The 18712-nt window shown below is 32.5% G+C and carries 16 protein-coding genes; 5 read left to right on the top strand and 11 right to left on the bottom strand.

The window, feature by feature from the left end:
• Positions 1 to 245: 245 nt before the first annotated feature.
• The 6 genes from CLU81_RS16685 to CLU81_RS16710 form a co-directional block, all read right to left on the bottom strand.
• A complete protein-coding gene (locus tag CLU81_RS16685) occupies positions 246 to 2117 on the bottom strand; it encodes a U32 family peptidase (protein WP_099710840.1) in 1872 nt (623 codons plus the stop codon).
• Between the two features lie 141 nt (positions 2118 to 2258).
• Positions 2259 to 2807, bottom strand: coding sequence for a dihydrofolate reductase family protein (locus tag CLU81_RS16690; protein WP_099710841.1), 549 nt, complete (start codon positions 2805 to 2807; stop codon positions 2259 to 2261).
• A gap of 162 nt (positions 2808 to 2969) precedes the next feature.
• Positions 2970 to 3512, bottom strand: coding sequence for a hypothetical protein (locus CLU81_RS16695; protein ID WP_099710842.1), 543 nt, complete (start codon positions 3510 to 3512; stop codon positions 2970 to 2972).
• Between the two features lie 142 nt (positions 3513 to 3654).
• Positions 3655 to 4113, bottom strand: a complete 459-nt coding sequence (locus tag CLU81_RS16700; RefSeq protein ID WP_099710843.1) for a PA2169 family four-helix-bundle protein — start codon at positions 4111 to 4113, stop codon at positions 3655 to 3657.
• A 343-nt stretch (positions 4114 to 4456) separates the two neighbouring features.
• Positions 4457 to 5647, bottom strand: coding sequence for a pyridoxal phosphate-dependent aminotransferase (locus tag CLU81_RS16705; RefSeq protein WP_099710844.1), 1191 nt, complete (start codon positions 5645 to 5647; stop codon positions 4457 to 4459).
• Between the two features lie 71 nt (positions 5648 to 5718).
• Positions 5719 to 6813 (bottom strand): acyl-CoA desaturase, encoded by a 1095-nt coding sequence (locus tag CLU81_RS16710; RefSeq protein ID WP_099710845.1) that lies wholly within the window; start codon positions 6811 to 6813, stop codon positions 5719 to 5721.
• A gap of 107 nt (positions 6814 to 6920) precedes the next feature.
• On the opposite strand from CLU81_RS16710, the gene rsmG reads away from it, so the two are divergent.
• The gene (rsmG, locus tag CLU81_RS16715; RefSeq protein WP_099710846.1) at positions 6921 to 7550 is read left to right on the top strand and encodes a 16S rRNA (guanine(527)-N(7))-methyltransferase RsmG; all 630 of its coding nucleotides are present in this window, start codon (positions 6921 to 6923) and stop codon (positions 7548 to 7550) included.
• Between the two features lie 87 nt (positions 7551 to 7637).
• On the opposite strand, the gene CLU81_RS16720 is transcribed toward rsmG, so the two are convergent.
• Positions 7638 to 8369 carry a hypothetical protein gene (locus CLU81_RS16720; protein WP_099710847.1) on the bottom strand — a complete coding sequence of 244 codons (732 nt, stop codon included), beginning with the start codon at positions 8367 to 8369 and terminating at the stop codon, positions 7638 to 7640.
• A 442-nt stretch (positions 8370 to 8811) separates the two neighbouring features.
• Here CLU81_RS16720 and CLU81_RS16725 point away from each other — a divergent pair, with 442 nt between their 5' ends.
• The 3 genes from CLU81_RS16725 to CLU81_RS16735 all read left to right on the top strand — a co-directional run bounded on the left by CLU81_RS16725 (position 8812) and on the right by CLU81_RS16735 (position 12459).
• Entirely contained in the window at positions 8812 to 9867 is a 1056-nt protein-coding gene (locus CLU81_RS16725; protein ID WP_099710848.1) for a sensor histidine kinase, read from the top strand.
• The gene (locus tag CLU81_RS16730) at positions 9864 to 10580 is read left to right on the top strand and encodes a LytTR family DNA-binding domain-containing protein (RefSeq protein WP_099710849.1); all 717 of its coding nucleotides are present in this window, start codon (positions 9864 to 9866) and stop codon (positions 10578 to 10580) included. The genes CLU81_RS16725 and CLU81_RS16730 overlap by 4 nt, the downstream gene beginning before the upstream one ends.
• A 139-nt stretch (positions 10581 to 10719) precedes the next feature.
• Complete coding sequence (locus tag CLU81_RS16735) at positions 10720 to 12459, top strand: CocE/NonD family hydrolase (RefSeq protein WP_099710850.1); 1740 nt, start codon at positions 10720 to 10722, stop codon at positions 12457 to 12459.
• Positions 12460 to 12500: 41 nt separating this feature from the next.
• Here CLU81_RS16735 and CLU81_RS16740 read toward each other — a convergent pair whose 3' ends face one another.
• Genes CLU81_RS16740 through CLU81_RS16750 form a run of 3 tightly spaced genes read right to left on the bottom strand, consistent with a single transcriptional unit; the run spans position 12501 to position 15478 of the window.
• Complete coding sequence (locus tag CLU81_RS16740; RefSeq protein ID WP_099710851.1) at positions 12501 to 13205, bottom strand: LytTR family DNA-binding domain-containing protein; 705 nt, start codon at positions 13203 to 13205, stop codon at positions 12501 to 12503.
• 25 nt (positions 13206 to 13230) lie between these two features.
• Positions 13231 to 14403: an alpha/beta fold hydrolase gene (locus CLU81_RS16745; protein WP_099710852.1), complete on the bottom strand. Its 1173-nt coding sequence runs from the start codon at positions 14401 to 14403 to the stop codon at positions 13231 to 13233.
• Between the two features lie 22 nt (positions 14404 to 14425).
• Complete coding sequence (locus tag CLU81_RS16750) at positions 14426 to 15478, bottom strand: sensor histidine kinase (protein ID WP_099710853.1); 1053 nt, start codon at positions 15476 to 15478, stop codon at positions 14426 to 14428.
• Positions 15479 to 15776: 298 nt separating this feature from the next.
• Between CLU81_RS16750 and CLU81_RS16755 the strand changes: the two genes are divergently transcribed.
• The gene (locus CLU81_RS16755) at positions 15777 to 16859 is read left to right on the top strand and encodes a hypothetical protein (RefSeq protein WP_099710854.1); all 1083 of its coding nucleotides are present in this window, start codon (positions 15777 to 15779) and stop codon (positions 16857 to 16859) included.
• A 155-nt stretch (positions 16860 to 17014) separates the two neighbouring features.
• Here the strand turns inward: CLU81_RS16755 and pruA are convergent, their stop codons facing one another.
• Positions 17015 to 18640, bottom strand: coding sequence for an L-glutamate gamma-semialdehyde dehydrogenase (gene pruA, locus CLU81_RS16760; RefSeq protein ID WP_099710855.1), 1626 nt, complete (start codon positions 18638 to 18640; stop codon positions 17015 to 17017).
• Positions 18641 to 18712: the final 72 nt, after the last annotated feature.

The raw sequence follows: 18712 nt of genomic DNA on the forward strand, positions 1-18712 counted from the left end.
AAAGTAGCGAAAAATGTTTTTAACCACAAAGTTCTATTGATATGTATTAGTGTAGAGGCGCACTGCAGTGCGTCTTCACAATCTAAGTTTAACCGCAAAGTTCGCAAAGATTTACGCGAAGAACGCAAGGATTTTGATTTTTAAGTAAAAGAAAAAGGTTCGCAAAGATTAATTTTAAAATCTTTGCGAACCTTGCGTATTCCTTTGCGAACTTTGCGGTAAAAAAACTTTGCGGTTAAATTATATTAATGAAAATGATCTTCTTCGATTTCGAATTCAGCATCTTTTTCCCAGATTTCCATTTCGCAGGGTTTGCAGTTGAATTTTAGTTTGTATTCAAGTTCGCCTTGTTTTAAAACCAAAGGTTCTTTTACCTTAACTCCTACAATATCTTTTTGGTGTATCGGGCATTTTTTTAATTCGTATTTGATGCAATATTTGGTTGTCATTACACGAGATTTTCCTGGATCCCATTGTAATTCGAATGCTTTTTCAATTTCGGTAACACCGTGGCGTTCGTAGAATTTACGAGCTGTTTTGTTCGAAACGTTATACATGAAATCTAGTTTAGTTTCAGGATACGGATGCGATGTTTTTACCATTTGGTGTTCTTCGCGTTTGTAGTTTGCTAAACGAATTTCAGTCAACTGATCATAAACCGTTCTTCGCATTTCGTTGATTTTTGAAATAGGAAGGAACCAGTTTTGAGAAAACATAACGTTGATTTGATCGGCTTTATAAGGTGTGAAACCTGTTTTTGCCAATTGCGTTTTAATATTTTCTTCGATTGATTCGCCGGTTTTAGTCTGCTCTTTTACGTGTTCTAAATTTACGGTGCTTACGTTTCCGTCTTCATCGGTTGCGATAAGTTCAAAACCAGTTTCTGTTTCGGTAAGTAATAAAGTCGTGCTTAATTTACGAACGGCACTGTCTTCTCTTTCAACAATTTTGATGAAAGCGGCGTCGTTATTTCTGTAGATGAAAGTTCCGTCTTTTACTTCTTTTAAAACGTTTGGATAAATTTTACCGTTTTCGGCTTTGTTTACATAGATTCCGTCGGCTTCATTGTTTTCATTGATGAAGCAAAGTCCATCACCGTTGTTTAATAATTCGCCGTTTTCGATTTCGTAAGCATTTCCAGCAGTTCTGATTAATTTACCAATATATTGACCTTTTGATTTTGGGCTTTCCCAAGAACCAATGGAACTGTGTCTTTCGTTTACGAAATAATCTGTATAACCACGGTTGAAGGTTCTATTTAAAGAAGAATCAAAAGTATAAGTACAAGTTCCGGAAGAAGCTTTGATGTATTTTCCGCGTCCTGCGCCTTCTAAATAACTGTCTAGTTTTTGACGTAAATAAGAAACGTTGTTTTTTACGTAAACTACATCTTTTAGACGTCCTTCGATTTTAAAAGAAACGATTCCTGCTTCGATCAAATTAGGAATTTGCTCTGAAATATCTAAATCTTTTATCGAAAGTAAGTGACTGTTTTTGATTAAAGTTTCTCCGTTTCCGTCGATTAAGTTATAAGGTAAACGGCAGTTTTGTGCACAAGAACCACGATTGGCGCTGCGTTCTCCGTTTGCCACACTCATATAGCAGTTTCCGCTAAAAGATACACATAATGCACCGGTCACGAAAAATTCTAATTCAACATCGGCATGGTCGTAAATTGTTTTAATTTGATGCAAGTTCAATTCGCGGGCTAAAACCACACGTTTGATTCCGGCATCTTTAAGGAATTTAATTTTATCGGCATCACGGTTATTGGCTTGTGTGCTGGCGTGAAGTACGATTGGAGGTAAGTCCATTTCCATAATCGCCATATCCTGAATAATCAAGGCATCGACACCAATATCGTATAATTCCCAGATCATTGAACGACACGTTTCTAGTTCGTTGTCGTATAAAATGGTATTCATTACCACAAAAACCTGAGCATTAAATAAGTGCGCATATTGCACTAATGCAGCAACATCTTCGATAGAGTTGTTGGCATTTGAGCGTGCTCCAAATTGTGGTGCGCCAATATAAACTGCATCGGCGCCACTATTTATGGCTGCCATTCCTCCAATTAAATCTTTAGCCGGAGCTAATATTTCGATCTTCTTCATTTTTAAGACTTTAACCTTCTGTGGTATTCACGGAAAAAAGTTTGCAAAGTTCTTATAAATATTTCGAGTTTACTAATACTGAAGTGACTTTTTTTGAAATAGTTAACTTATATGGAATGATGATAAACGAAATTTTTGTATTTATTGAATTGGTTCGTAAATAAGTTGAACAACTCCTGATTTGAAAATATTGGTTTCAAGTAATTTTAATTCTATTCGTTCTTTTAAATCTTCAAATAGCGGTTTGCCGTTTCCTAAAGCTATTGGATGAATGGATATTCTGTATATATCTATAAGATTTAATTGAATAAAAGTTTTAATAAGACTTGCTCCGCCATAAAGCCAAATGTTTTTCCCGGATTGCTCCTTAATTTCATTTACTGTATTTGCGATATCAGAATTGATGAAAATGGCATTATCATCAGCTTTTTTATTTTGACCGGAAAAAACATATTTTATTTTTGAATGTACTCCTTCCCAAAGTGCTTTTTCGGCAGAACTTGCATTTTCATCTGGTTGAAAATTACCCCAAGCGTCATAACTTACCCGACCATAAAAAATAGTATCTATGCCAGATAAAAAATTATCAAAATCCATATCATCGTCCATAATGCACCAATCGATTTCTCCATTAGCACCTTCAATAAAACCATCCAAGGTTACTGCTAAATCTAAAATTACTTTTTTCATTTGATACTTTGTTTTATAGAATTTGATATAAAAATATATTACTTCAGTTTTTAATAAAACAAAAAACTACTTAGTTTATTAACCAAGTAGTTTTTCTATTCTTGAAATTTTGCGGCAAATGATCTATTAATCTAATGGAAAAGAAAGTCCTGCAGCAAATACTCAAGAAGATTGTTCAATAGACGGATGCCCATAGAAAGAGATTCCAATTTCTATATTGTTTTTACGTCCAACTGCCAGACCTACACTTATAGGAATATGAACCTGAGCGCCACTCGCTTTTTTATTAACGTCCTTTGTATAGGTTACAAATGAACCTATTGAGGTACCAATACCAGCTTCTATAAAAGGAGCTACCCAAGGTATTGGGGCACAAAGACGAACTTTTCCACCTACTAAAAAAGCTTTAGTTTCTACTCTGTAACCTTTTGGGTTCTTAACAGCATCTTCGTCGGTTGATGTTAAAATTACTCCTGCATATGGCCTTACACTAAACCATGTTGTTAGTCCAATTACATATTCTCCCTCTGCATAAAAACCAGAACCATCTATGATTTCAGGATCTTCTTCTATATAATTTGAAGTGCTTGATACAAAACCTATTGAGGCTTTTATAGCGTTGCCTTCTTCTTGGGATTTTGCCTGATTGCTAAAAAATAAAGTAAAGATTAAAATTAAGAACGAATTGCGTAATGCTAGATTCATGGAACATTTTTTGGTTGTGAATTTATATTTTTTTGGTCGGGGGCGAAAGTAGAGATTTATTTTCAAATTCCTACAGAACAAAAAAAAACTACTTGGTTATTAAACCAAGTAGTTTCCGCTCCAAAAAAAATAGTGTCAATTATTATGACAATCTTTTCGCTTTAATTTTATCCCATGTGCTTTGAATATTATTTAATTGTTTCGAAATAATAGCAATTTGAGTGCCTTCAAGTTCGTTTTTATCCAGAGCCATTTTGTATTTTTCAATAGCAGCTTCTTCTCCGGTAATACATGCATTTACAATCGCTTCGGTATCTCCGCCAGTAAATGATGATTTAATGTCAATCCAGGTACGATGCAAAGCGCCTAATGCACCTCCGCCAGAAGTATCGGTTGATTTTCCTAGTTTGTTGATTTGGTCTTGCAATTCAACTATGAATAAAGCGCGTTCTCGGGCGTAATCTAAAAATTCAGCTTTAATTGACAAATCGTTTACATGCTCAGCGGCATTTGTATATCCTAGTTTTCCATCTTCTAAAATAGAAATTAATCCTTCAAGTGTATTAACTGTTTCTGTGGTAGTTTCTTCTGTATGTATCATGATAATATTTTTTTAAATTATGTGTTATACAAAGTTGGGAATTTACAGAAGCTTTTGTCTTACAGAATTATAGTGTCGATTTATAAGATTGTAGAATGGGAATTTTATAAACAGAAAAGGTTTTGAGAAGGGTTCTTTTGAAATTCTAAAGATTTGGTTTACCGTTTTGCGTGAGGGATAGAAGCGGATAGCCCACAGCCTGACGAAGGAAGTGCGAGGACTTGTAGCGAATAGCCCGACCCGGAGGGACACGCCCAAAATAAGTGTATAAAAAAAAACAGCTTAAAGTATAAAGTGATGAAACTTTGAACCTTAAGCCGTTTTAATAAAATTATTGATGTTGTTATGCAGTCAAAGCTTCTTTGATTCTGCGTAACGCTTCTTTTAAAATGTCATTGCTTGTTGCGTAAGAGAAACGAATGCAATTTGGATTTCCGAAAGCATCACCTGTTACAGTTGCTACGTTAGCTTCTGCCAAAAGGTACATTGAAACGTCGTTTGCATCTTTGATTTCAGTTCCTCTTAATGTTTTTCCGAAGAAAGAAGAAACGTCTGGGAATACATAAAATGCTCCTTCCGGAACGTTGATTTTTACTCCTGGAATTTCTTTTAATAATCCAACAACTAAATCTCTACGACCGTGGAAAGCTTCAACCATGTGGTTTAATACACTTGGATCAGCATCTACAGCAGTAATTGTAGCGCGTTGTGCCACAGAGTTTGCTCCTGAAGTTACTTGTCCCTGAATTTTTGTACACGCTTTTGCGATAAATTCCGGTGCTCCAATATAACCAATTCTGTATCCTGTCATTGCAAATGCTTTTGCAACTCCGTTTACAGTGATTGTTCTTTCTAACATTCCAGGAATTGAACCAATGCTGCAGAAAGTTCCTGAGAAATTAATGTGCTCATAAATTTCGTCAGCAACTACATATATATTTGGGTGTTTTTCTAAAACTTTTGCAAGTGCCGTTAATTCTTCTCTGCTATATACAGATCCTGATGGATTACAAGGAGAAGAAAACCACATCATTTTTGTTTTTGGTGTGATCGCTGCTTCTAATTGTTCTGGTGTAATTTTGAAATCAGTATCTACAGACGTTGGAACTTCAACAGGAACTCCACCTGAAAGTTTAACAATTTCGAAGTAAGAAACCCAGTAAGGTGCTGGTAAAATAACCTCGTCACCATCGTTTAACATTACTTGCGCAATGTTGTATAAAGATTGTTTTGCTCCTGTAGAAACTACTATTTGAGTTGGTTTGTAGTCTAAATTATTGTCTCTTTTGAATTTTCTGCAAATTGCTTCTCTCAATTCTAAATAACCTTCTACTGGAGAATATGTACTGTAATTTTCATCGACTGCTTTTTTAACAGCTTCTTTAATAAAATCTGGTGTATTAAAGTCAGGCTCACCTAAACTTAAACTGATAATATCTTTTCCTTGTGCTTTTAATTCGCGTGCTAAAGCAGCCATTGCTAAAGTCTGTGATGTCGCTAAGTTGTTGATTCTGTCTGAAAGAATATGATTCATTATAAAAATTTTGAATGTCCTTAATTTCAACTTTAATTAAGGAAGGTTAATTATTAATAGATTTTTTGTTTTTATGCTAGTTCCGGCTTCATTCCAAGATCTTTCAAATGCTTGTAATGTGCAATAACGGCTCCTCTCATGGTTTTGAATTCATGATAAGGCAAATTGCATTCGATTGCGGTTTGTTTTACAATTTCGGCAATTTTTCCGTAGTGAATATGACTGATATTCGGGAAAATATGATGTTCAATTTGGTGATTTAATCCTCCTGTAAACCAGTTGATTATTTTGTTTTTTGGAGCAAAATTAGCTGTTGTATACAATTGGTGAATTGCCCATGTGTTTTCCATTTCTCCATCTTCATTAGGAATCGGATTTGAAGTTTCTTCAACTACGTGTGCCAATTGAAAAACAATACTTAAAATTAATCCTGCAGTATAATGCATTACGAAAAATCCAATAACAACTTTCCACCATGTTACGCCTAAAATCATTGGCAAAGCCATCCAGATTAAAACGTAGATAATTTTAGTAATTACCAAAACTGTCCATAATTTGGTTGGACTTTGTGGTGCTCCGTATGATAATTTTCTCTTTAGATAGTTTTTCATTTGCTTGAAATCGGTTGTTAAAGCCCAATTGAAAGTCAAAAGTCCGTACAAGAAGAAAGAATAATAATGTTGAAATTTATGAAAACGGTGCCATTCAGCATTTTGTGTAAAACGAATAATTCTTCCAGCGTCAAGATCTTCATCATGACCGTGAATGTTTGTATAAGTATGGTGTAATACATTGTGTTGTACTTGCCAGTTGTGAACGTTTCCGGCTAATACATAAATACTTCCACCCATAATTTTGTTGATCCATGATTTAGAAGAGTAAGATCCGTGGTTTCCGTCGTGCATCACGTTCATTCCAATTCCGGCCATTCCAACTCCCATCAGAATGTTTAGTAACAATTGTGCCCAAAAAGGCATGTCAAGAGTTAGGATCAAAAAGTACGGCGTTAGAAAAACGGCAAAAAGAATAACAGCTTTTAAGTGCAGCTTCCAGTTTCCGGTTTTCTGAATGTTGTTCTCCTTGAAGTAATTGTTTACTCGTGAGTTAAGTGTTCTGAAGAACTTCAGATTGTCTTGCTTAGCAAATGTAGGCGCAGTGTTATTCATAATTATTTTAAATAGGTTTCAAAGGTAATTATTATAAATTTTCAATTTGCAAAATTGAGTTAAATATTTCAACTGTAAAGTAGTACTTTTGTTAAAAATTTAGAGCAATGGATGAGATATTGAAATATTTTCCTGATTTGACCGATATTCAAATCGAACAATTTCAAAAATTAGACTTTTTATACCACGATTGGAATGAAAAAATCAATGTGATTTCAAGGAAAGATATTGATGCATTATATACGAAACATATTTTGCATTCGCTTGGAATTGCAAAAATCATGAAATTTGAACCCGGAGCAACTGTTCTTGATGTTGGAACCGGTGGTGGATTTCCAGGTATTCCGTTAGCAATTCTTTTTCCTGAAACCCGTTTTTACTTAATTGATGTTATTGCAAAAAAAATAAAAGTAGTTCAGGGCGTTGTTGATGCGTTAGAATTAAAAAATGTAAAAGCTGAACAAAAACGTGCTGAATTGGTAAAAGGTGATTTCGATTTTATTGTAAGTCGCGCTGTAACCAACATGCCGGATTTCGTTTCGTGGATAAAAGATAAAATCAAGAAACAACATAAACATACTTTGAGAAACGGAATTTTATATCTTAAAGGTGGCGATTTGGCAGAAGAATTAAAAGATTTTCCAAAAGCTACATTATATGATTTGTCTACCATTTTTGAAGATGAATTTTTCGAAACCAAAAAAGTAGTGCACTTACCTTTGAAGTTTACGGTTTAGTTTTTCTCGAAATTATAAAAAGAACCCGATAATAATTTACATTCAAGTATTATTATCGGGTTTTGCATATCAAAAAATGAATTATAATTAAGATGCTTTTCTTGTTAGTTGCAAAAATGGATTTGCTTTATGATCTAAATTTTCGATGAAGTTATGAAGCGCTTCTGCTGTTGTAGCTTGAGAATATTTAAATTGAGAATCAAAGAAAAATTCGCGGCATATCGCAGGCTCATCTGTTGAATTATATATCGCTTCATCAGATTCATCTAAATTGGTAAAATTATAAGGACAAGGATATAAACGTATTAAATTGGAAACAATATCATTAAGCCATTTGTCAAAAACACTTTTCTTTGGAGTTATATGGCGTGCAAGTAATACTAATCCCAGAAGCTCGTTTTGTAAAAAATAAGAACCTTTTCTATATCTTACATCAACCATTCTCACATTCATTAAAGCGATCCACAATACACCATCAACAGATCCTACCGCAGGAACATCAAGATCAGTATCAAATAATAATGGATTTGTTTGCTCACGATCATTGATAGAACACCAAAGTGCTTCAATACGTTTTTGAATATCATGTGTTGATTGTGTATAACCAGTAAAACGCCAATAAATCCATTCTAATAATGCAGTAGTTAATCCAACAGAACCTTTGTGATTAATATGTGTTAACGCATTTTCAAGTTCATCATTTTGATTAAGAGGATCTAAGAACTTATTTATTTTCTTTTTTGTCCATGTAAAATCGATTGAATGACCAATACTTTTTGATTCTAAAATTACTTTAGGGACATTATTTAAATTTCTCATAATCTGTATTTTTATTTATAGGTAATTAATTTTATGTAAGGCAAATTTATCGTCAAGCTGGTTTATATTGAGTAACGAAAAGTTTTTATAATAACAGAATAAGATTTTTTGATAACGTAACATATTGACGATCATTTAAATAAGAAAAGTATTACAAAATTATAAATATGTATTTATCAAATTATTGTCAGTTTGTTGTATTACAGTATTTTAAAGTGATAATATTTGGTTTTGAAGAAACAGTTTTTAGCAAATGACTTAAAGATTATTTGAAATATGTGGCTTTCTGCGAGGTTACAAAGATTTTTAGAGTATATCAAATTAGCAAAATCTTTAAAGAAGTTTTATTCGTCCCCTATTATTTTTCGCTTATGTACTTTTATTTGTTCAATCTGTATTAGTGGAATATCTTTACTAAAGTACTAACGACTTTATTTAGAAAATGATTAAGAAAATCTCAACTTATTGGAAAATTCAATTCATTGCATGGATTACCACTTCTTTGTATTGGGGATTTTCGGCTTTTTTTGGAGGTAATTTTAGTTGGAAAATTGGCATAGCCGATTTAATTCTGGATGTCGCAATTGGTATTACATTAACGCATATTTACAGAAATTTTGCCTTAAGAAAGGGATGGAATAAATTAAATCTAAAGAGATTAGTGCCTAAGATTGCCATTAGTATTTTGGTTCTTTCTTTGTTATATATGTTTTTGATTGTTGCTAAACTTTATCTGGTACGTTTGTTTTTCTTAGAAAACAATTCAATTTCATTTGTACCATTTTTTAAATCTATACAATTACAGGTTTTTATGACCGGTACAAGATTAATGTCGATTTGGATATTAGCATATCATCTATATCATTATTCAAGACTTGAAATTGAAACGGTAAAAGAAAATGCCCGTTTGTCACTTATAATAAAAGAAGCGCAACTGAATAATCTAAGCGCGCAGCTTAATCCGCATTTCTTTTTTAATTCATTAAATAATATAAAATATCTGGTATTAGAAAACCCAAATTCGGCAAGACGAGCAATTGATCTTTTATCTGAGTTGCTGAGAAATTCCCTAAACAGTAATGTTGAGAGATTGATATCCTTAAGTGACGAAATCAATCTCGTGAAAGATTATCTGGAATTAGAAAAAATTCGATTTGAAGAACGTTTGCAAATCAAAATTGAAACTAATGTTGATTTGTTAAAATATTCAATTCTGCCTTTAAGTATTCAGACGTTGGTTGAGAATGCAATAAAACACGGAATTGAAAAAAGAAAAAATGGAGGATTTATTAATGTAATAATTCAGGAAGAAGGCAATTTTATAAAGATCAATGTTGAAAATTCGGGTAAATTAAATCTGGAAGGTAATAAGTCAGGAATTGGTTTAAATAATCTCAAAGAAAGATTATTGCTACAATACAACGGAAATGCCATTTTTGAAATTAAAGAGAAGGACAACGAAACGGTTTTGGCAACAATTTTATTACCATCGAAATGAAAAAGATAAAAGTTATAATAATTGATGATGAACGTTTGGCAAGAGAAGAACTAAAAAGAGCTTTATCAGCGTACGATGATTTTGTTCTTGTAGGCGAAGCTGAAAATGCTGATAATTCAAAGGATTTGATTGAAATCCATAAACCTGATTTAATTTTCTTAGATATTCAAATGCCTGAAAAATCCGGTTTCGATTTATTAGAATCTTTAGATAATGTGCCCGAAGTATTATTTGTTACAGCTTATAATCAATATGCAGTACAAGCTTTTGAAGTAAATGCTTTAGATTATTTAATGAAACCCATAAGAGAAGAGCGTTTCTCGAAAGCAATCGAAAAAGTAAGAAATACGATAAAGCTAAAATCTTCTTTGGATAATGCTGTAACGGACAGAAAAATTTTCATTAAAGATGGAGAAAAACGATTCTTTATTCCATTAGATGAAATTTATTTAATAGAATCACTTGAAAATTATACCAGACTTTTTTTTCAGGGAAACAAAGCACTTCAAAGGCGTTCTCTTCGGCAATGGGAAGAGATATTAGATGAAAATACTTTTTTCAGAATCAACAGAACTGAAATTATCAATATTAAATACATTCAGGAAGTAAACAGAACAATTGGCGGCAAACTCGAAGTAAAACTAAAAACCGGAGAATTACTGGAAGTTTCAAATCGCCAAGCGGTCAAATTCAAAAATAGTAACGGGATTTAATCCATAATTTTTATCGTTTTTTTAATGTTTACAGCTAATTCTTTGTGCTGTAAAGGGCATTGCTATTTCTAGATTTAACGAAAATCCGGATTTCTACAGATCGTATTCTTTTAAAAATAAACTACTTTAAAACAATTCAATGAGAACAATTTTAAACTTTGTATTTCTTATTTTACTAGTATTAAATACATATTCGCAGCAAACAAATAAAACAAAATCCGAAGATTTAAAAAGTGCTTACAATATTCAGGATAGCGTAATGATTAAAACTCGCGATGGCGCATTTATTTCAGCAATAGTGGTTCGGAAAAAAGGAGTTTCTATTCCAAAACCTGTAATACTTCAATATACGATTTATGTTACGGAAACAAGAGATATTAAATCTTTGAAAGCAGCTGCAGACAAGGATTATATTGGTGTAATTGCTTATGCGAGAGGTAAACGATTTAGTCAGGAAGAGATATTTCCATACGAGAATGACGCCAATGATGCGTATGATGTAATTGACTGGATTAGTAAACAAAAATGGTGTAACGGAAGTATAGGCATGTATGGCGGCAGTTACAATGGATTGACGCAATGGGCGGCTTGCAAAAAAATGCATCCTGCGCTAAAAACCATTGTTCCTTATGTTGCGAATAGAGCCGGAATGGGTTTGCCAATGGAAAACAACGTATTTATAAATCCTAATTATGAATGGTCTTTTTATGTTGGCAATAACAAATATCTGGATACAATTGCGGGAAATGACAGACAGCGTTTTAGAAAAATGCAATTTAAATGGTGGGAAACCGGAGTTGCCTACAAAAAAATGGACAGTATTGATGCAAGTCCAAATCGATTTTTTCAAAGATGGTTAAAACATCCTTCTTTTGATGCATATTGGCAGAAAATGTCGCCTTATAAAAAGGATTTTGCGCAGATAAATATTCCTGTTTTAGTGATTGACGGTTATTATAATGATTCACAAAATTCGAGTTTGTATTATTTAAGAGAACTTCAAAAGTATAATCCCAAAGCCAATTCTTATTTAATCATTGGTCCATACGGTCATTTTGGTGCGCAAAAAGGTGGTTCTCCTATATTAAATGGTTACAAAGTTGATGCAGATGCCCTCATTAATACTAATAAAATAACGTATCAATGGTTTGATTATATTTTAAAAAACGGACCAAAACCTGAAATCTTGAAAGATAGAATTAATTATCAGGTAATGGGCGCCAACGAGTGGAGAAGTGCTCCGTCTATTGATAAAATGAATAACGGTTTTCTAACATTTTATTTAACCGATCATAAATCAGGAAAATTTTATTCTTTGAATGCTGCAAAGCCAGCTAAAAATAGTTATCTCTCACAAGAAGTAGATTTTGCCGACAGACAAGTACAAAATAATGACTATTATCCTGATCCTATAATTAGAAAAGAAATCGATACAACAAACGGTTATGTTTTTATAAGTGATCCGTTAAACGAACCGCTTTTAGTAAATGGTTCGTTTCTAGGCGAAATAAAAGCAAGTATCAACAAAAAAGATATGGATATTGGAGTTACTTTATACGAAGTGACACCAGAAGGAGAGTATTTTAATTTAGCTTATTTTATTGGAAGGTCGAGTTATGCTAAAGACATTACAAAGCGGAATTTATTAAAACCAAATAAAATTGAAACGATTCCTTTTTCGAATACACGTTTGGTAAGCAAACAATTAAGTAAAGGCAGTAGAATATTAATTACTTTGAATGTAAATAAAAACGCCTTCTCAGAACTCAATTACGGAACCGGAAAAGAAGTCGCCGATGAAACTATTAAAGATGCCAAAGAACCTTTAAAAATAAAATGGTACAATGACAGTTTTGTAAAAATTCCGGTTTGGAAATAAACGAGAATCCCAATCTTATTCGTTCTAAGATTGGGATTCTTTTATTTCAAGATAGAAGTCTCTAAATGATGCAGCCAGTTTTCTTTATAACTATTTCCTATTGGGATTTCTACAGTGTTTATTTCGACTTCATTCTTAGAATAGGCTGTTAATTTTTTAATTTGAATGATATAAGAACGATGAATACGAACAAAATTAGAGTTTAGTAATTTTTCAAAAACAGAAATGTTTTGCTTAATATGGTGCGATTTTCCGTTTTCAAGATGAATAGTGATGTAATCTTTTAAACTTTCGATATACAAAATTTCGTCAAAGATAATTTTGATGTTCTTAGCGCCGCTAGTTACAAAAATATGATTTTCAGTTGCAGCACTTATTTCTTTTTTTGGACTTTGTAATTGTTTGAATTTTTCGATTGAAACAAAAAAACGATCAAAAGTTATTGGTTTTAAAAGATAGTCTATAACGTTAAGTTCATATCCTTCAAGCGCATATTCTCTGTAAGCGGTCGTGAAAATTACTTTGGGCGGATTCTTTAGTTTTTTTAAAAATTCATTGCCTTTTAATAGCGGCATTTCTATATCCAGAAAAATCAGATCAACTGTATTTGTTTCCAAAAAAGTATAAGCTTTAAGCGCATTTTCGAAAGAGTCGATTAGTTCGAAATTTTCAAAATTCACTAAATGCGAAGCAATTAATTCTCTTGCCAAAGGTTCATCGTCAACTATAATACACTTGTATTTCATTCAAAAAAGAATAATATTTTAAAATCTAATTTAGCAGTTTTGAGTTGTCTTTTGTTACTCTTTCCAAAACTTCTTTTGCGTTTTTATTTTCAGGATTAAGCTCAAGCGATTTTTTATACATCTTGATACCTTCTTCTTTTTGATCTGTTTTCAATAATTCTTCTCCATAACTGTCATACACATTTGCGCTTGCAGGATTAAGAAGCATGTTAAGTTTGAAAATTTCTGCTGCTTTTTGATTTTCATTTTTTCCAAGTAATCGATAGCCCCAGGTATTCAAATCATCTTCAGAATGGTTGAAAGCAATATCGTCAGCTTTTTCTTCATTGTTGGCAGTTATGACATATTGTAAGGCACGCTCCTGAATTTCAGATTTTTGTTTAGAGGTATTGGCGTACATTTTTGCAATTGTAGTAATGACTAATGGCGGATTACCAATCCAAATTCCGTGACCGCAACCATTTGCAGTAATGCCGGTAACGTTGGGATTATTAGCAACAAATTTTTTATGACATTCTTTCCAGCGTTCAATTTCTTCAGTTGCTTTTAAGAAAGGAATTCCGTTTACGAAATCAACAACGGGAATACTTTGCGGTATCGAAATTTTACTCATTATTTTCACGGTTTCAAGAATTGTTGCCGACATGTAATAAGTCCCTTTATTATTTTTCTTCCATTCCGGAATCAATTTATCTTGCGTTGCAACCACCTTTTCGATGACACCATCTTCGTAATAATTATGATTCACATCGATAAGTACAATACCTTTAACTAATTTAGGATGTCTGGAAGCGTAAAGCGCAGAAAGATAACCGCCATAAGAATGAGAAACTAACAAGATTTCTTTATCATACCCCAATTTTTTCAGCCCTTTTTCCAGATCTTCAATACTGTTTATAATGCCATGTTTTGATTCGTCAGTTTGTAAGGTATCGATTGTACTTTTTCCAAAACCTGCGCGATCATAGGTTATCAAAGGAGCATTGGTAATAGTTGATAATTTTTCTAATATAGAATTCCAAACAGAACCATCATTTCCTCCGCCCGAATCAAAAAGAATTGGAGTTCCGTTGCCTTTTACGATCTTGAAATGTAATTTATGATTTCCAACATCAACCAAAGTATCTATAGATTTAGATTGACTGTTTACAGAGATAAAAGAGCAAAAAAGGAATAGATTAATTAAATGTTTCTTCATAAAATTAGATAGTGGTTTTAGTTTAAAGAGTAAGATAAAGCTTTACAGTATAATTATTCTGAGTTTCTTCAATTTCTAATTGATGTTTTTTAGGATATAATAAATCCAATTGTTTACGAACATTGTCCAAACCAATTTTAGATTTATCAGAGATCTTTCCAAAATCATTTTTAGGTTTTGTGTTTTCAATGCTAAAAACGATTTGTTCTTTTTTACTCTCCAGATGCAATCTTATTTTTGCTTTTTCGGTTTCATTTATGACGCCGTGTTTAAATGCATTTTCTATAAAAGTTAATACAATTAAAGGCGAAATTTTATGATTATACTCAATGTCTTTAGTAAATAAAATGTCTAATCTGTTTTCGCTGTAGCGGAGTTTTTCCAATGCAATATAATTTTCTATCAAAGTGATTTCTTTTTCGATAGAAACATAATCTTCGTTACAGCGATACAATACAAAATCCAGAATTTCAGATAATTTAGCGATTACTTCAGGCGCTTTTTCATCTTTTTTTAAGGTTAAAGTATATAGATTATTCAATGTATTAAAGAGAAAATGTGGATTCAGTTGATTCTTTAGAATCTTCAGTTCCATTGATTTTTTTTCTTCTTCCAGTTTTAAAAGGCGCTGTTGTTTACGGTTAAAACTTATAAAACCTAAAATAATAACCGGATATGTGATAAACGAAAATTCTCTTAGAATTAATTTAACCGAAGTTAATCTTTCTGGTACAGTCATTTTATGTCCAAGCCAGTCATCAAAGAAACCTGGGAATTTTGGTTCGAGATAATAAAATTTTAAAATCATTAAAAGGGCAAAAACGAAATAGAGCCAACCCAAAGCAGAAACTATAAAAAGTAAATATTTCTTTTTATTTAGTGTCTGAGGAATAATCCAATAAATCAAACCATAGCCAACGGATGCTTGTCCTAAAATTTTCCAGGAATAAATAAATAGAAAAGCATAAGAATCTTCGTTGTCAGATTTATTCGAATAATAAAAGAATAAAAAGAAAATCCAATAGAAACAATGAAGGACGACTCTTTTTATATCAATTTTTTGGATGAAATTCATAGAATATTTAATTGAGAGCAAGATAGCAAAATATAAAATTAAGCATTGTTTGTTGCTATAAATAATGAGTTTTTGCTTTCAAAAACAGCGTTTCAGCATACGAACACAGTAAAAATGAAATATTCATTATTTGTTTGCTAAAACGGCCTTTTCAATTGCGTCCGTAATTCTCAGAACTTCTTGCAATTATATTCGCTTAAAAAACAATTATGATCAAACTTATCCTTGTATTGGTGGCGCTTCTAAGCGAAATGTTAAAATAAAATTTCTTTTAAATAATAAACTAACCTAAAACAAAATGAAAAAAATAACTAAATGCACAATTGGTATTCTGATTTTAATGAGTACTTCAAATTTATTCTCACAAGAAAACAAACAAGAAATTAAATACAGCGAAACTTCTAAAGTAATCAAACCTACTTTGTTTGCAGACTTAGGTGAAACGTGTCAAACTCCAGACGGAATGGCGTTGGACAAAAAGGGAAATTTGTTTCTGTCGATTACAAACGCAATTTCATTTGAAAAGTACGGCAGTAAAATCCTGACCTTCGATGAAAATGACAAACCTGTAACATGGTTTGATAAATTGCCATTGCATCCCGTTACAAAAAAAGTACACCCAATGGGAATGGACTTTGGACCTGATGGTAATTTATACATAATGGATAATCAGTTTTTTACCCGAAATGAGAATTTCTCGAGATTAATTCGAATTAATGTAAAAGATGGAAAACCTGTAAATGCTGAGGTTTTAGCTGAAGGATTTAATTTTGGAGAAGCGGTAAGATGGTCGAAAAACAGAATTTATATAACAGATGCTTTGTTTGAAAACAGAAGAGAAAGCGGAATTTATAGTTTTTCATTAGAAGAATTAAACAAGAAAAATATCGTTCTGAATTCATCAAATAAGAAAGATTACCTGATTGCAACTTTTACCTTAAAACCTGAAGTTACTAAAAGAACAATTGGAATTGATGGAATTGCTTTTGATAAAAAAGGAAACTTATATGCGGGAAATTTTGGTGATGGAGTAATTACTAAAATGGAATTTTTTTCGGATGGAAAAGTGAAATCTAAAAAGGTTGTTTTTGATTCGGATAAATTAAAATGTTGTGATGGCTTTTTTTATGATGAAAAAAGAAACTCCATTTTTATAGCCAATTATGAAAATAATAGCGTTCATCAACTGAATTTAGATAACAATACTATTTCATTGATTTGGGAAAATGATAATGCTGACGGTTCTGACGGACAATTAGATAATCCTTGTGAGACTATTGTTTATAAAGGAAAACTGTTAGTCGTAAACTATGATACTTTCGAAGGAGAAAAAAATAAAGAAGCAGATAGTTTTCATACTATTTCAAGTTTTAAATTGTAGATTTTAAAGAAGAAAAAATCCTCAAAATGCTTGAAAGTTTAATGACTACATTATAAACATAATATTATAAAAGCAAAAGCCGAATCTTAATGAAAAGATTCGGCTTTTTATATTGACAAAGTTTCAAACTTGAAACTTTAAACCTGAAACAAAAATTAACCTAAGAACGGGTATCTGTAATCTTCTGGAGTTACAAAAGTTTCTTTGATAGTTCTAGGAGAAGCCCAACGTAATAAGTTCAATGCAGAACCTGCTTTATCGTTAGTTCCTGAAGCTCTTGCTCCACCAAAAGGTTGCATTCCTACAACAGCTCCTGTTGGTTTATCATTGATGTAGAAGTTACCTGCAGCATTTTGCAATTTCGTAGTTGCTACTTCAATAGCATAACGATCCTGGCTAAATACAGCTCCTGTCAAAGCATACTCAGAAGTAGTATCAACTAATTCTAAAGTTTCTTCCCATTTTGCATCTTCATAAACATAAATAGTAATAACTGGTCCGAATAATTCGGTTTCCATTGTAGTATATTTTGGGTTTGTAGTTACAATAACTGTTGGCTCAATAAAGTATCCAACTGATTTATCGTAATTTCCTCCAACGATGATTTCAGCATCAGCATCTTTTTTAGCCTGGTCGATATAACTTGCTAATTTATCAAAAGAACCTTCGTGAATAACTGCTGTAATGAAGTTTCCGAAATCTTCCGGAGAACCCATTTTCATTGATTTTACATCAGCAATTAATTGTTCTTTTACAGCTGGCCATAAACTTTGCGGAATATAAGCTCTTGAAGCTGCAGAACATTTTTGCCCTTGAAATTCAAATGCACCACGAGTAATTCCTGTAGTCACTTGTTTTACGTTAGCGCTTGGGTGTGCAATGATAAAATCTTTACCACCAGTTTCTCCAACGATTCTTGGGTATGTTTTGTAATTGTGAATATTTGCACCAATTTTAGCCCAGATATCTTTAAATACGTGAGTTGATCCTGTAAAGTGAACTCCAGCAAAATCACGACTTGCCAAAACTGTATCAGTAATCATTAAAGCATCTCCAAAAACAACATTGATAACTCCATCAGGAACACCAGCTTCTTTGAAAACTTCGATGATAATTTGTGTAGAGAAAACCTGGCTATCACTTGGTTTCCAGATTACAACGTTACCCATCATTGCAGCACTTGCAGGAAGGTTTGCAGCAATAGCAGTAAAGTTAAAAGGAGTAATAGCATAAACAAAACCTTCAAGAGGTCTGTATTCTAAACGATTCCAAACAGAAGAATCTGATTTTGGCTGATCGTTATAAATTTGAGTCATGAATTCTACGTTGTAACGTAAAAAGTCAATTAATTCACAAGAAGCATCAATTTCTGCCTGGTGAATATTTTTAGATTGTCCAATCATTGTAGCTGCGTTAATACGAGCTCTGTATGGACCTGCAATAAGTTCAGCAGCTTTTAAGAAAATAGCAGCACGTTGTTCCCACGCCATGTTTGCCCATGCTTTTCTTGATTCAAGTGCATTAGCAATTGCTTTTTCGATATGTTGTTTTTCAGCTAAATGATAAGTTCCTACGATATGTTTGTGATCGTGTGGAGCTGACATTGTTCTTGTATTTCCAGTTCTGATTTCTTCGCTCCCAATATATAACGGAACGTCAATTTTAGAATTCCACATTGTGGTATAAGCTGCCTGAACAGCTGCTTTTTCTGGTGAGTTAGGTGCGTATCCTTTAACAGGCTCGTTTACCGCTTTTGGTACATGAAAGAATCCTTTTAACATGGGATAAAATATTTTAAAATTACGAATTATTTAATTTTACACAAAAGTACAAATGATAATTTGATTATATCA

This window comes from Flavobacterium sp. 9 (genome assembly GCF_002754195.1).
GTDB lineage: Bacteria > Bacteroidota > Bacteroidia > Flavobacteriales > Flavobacteriaceae > Flavobacterium.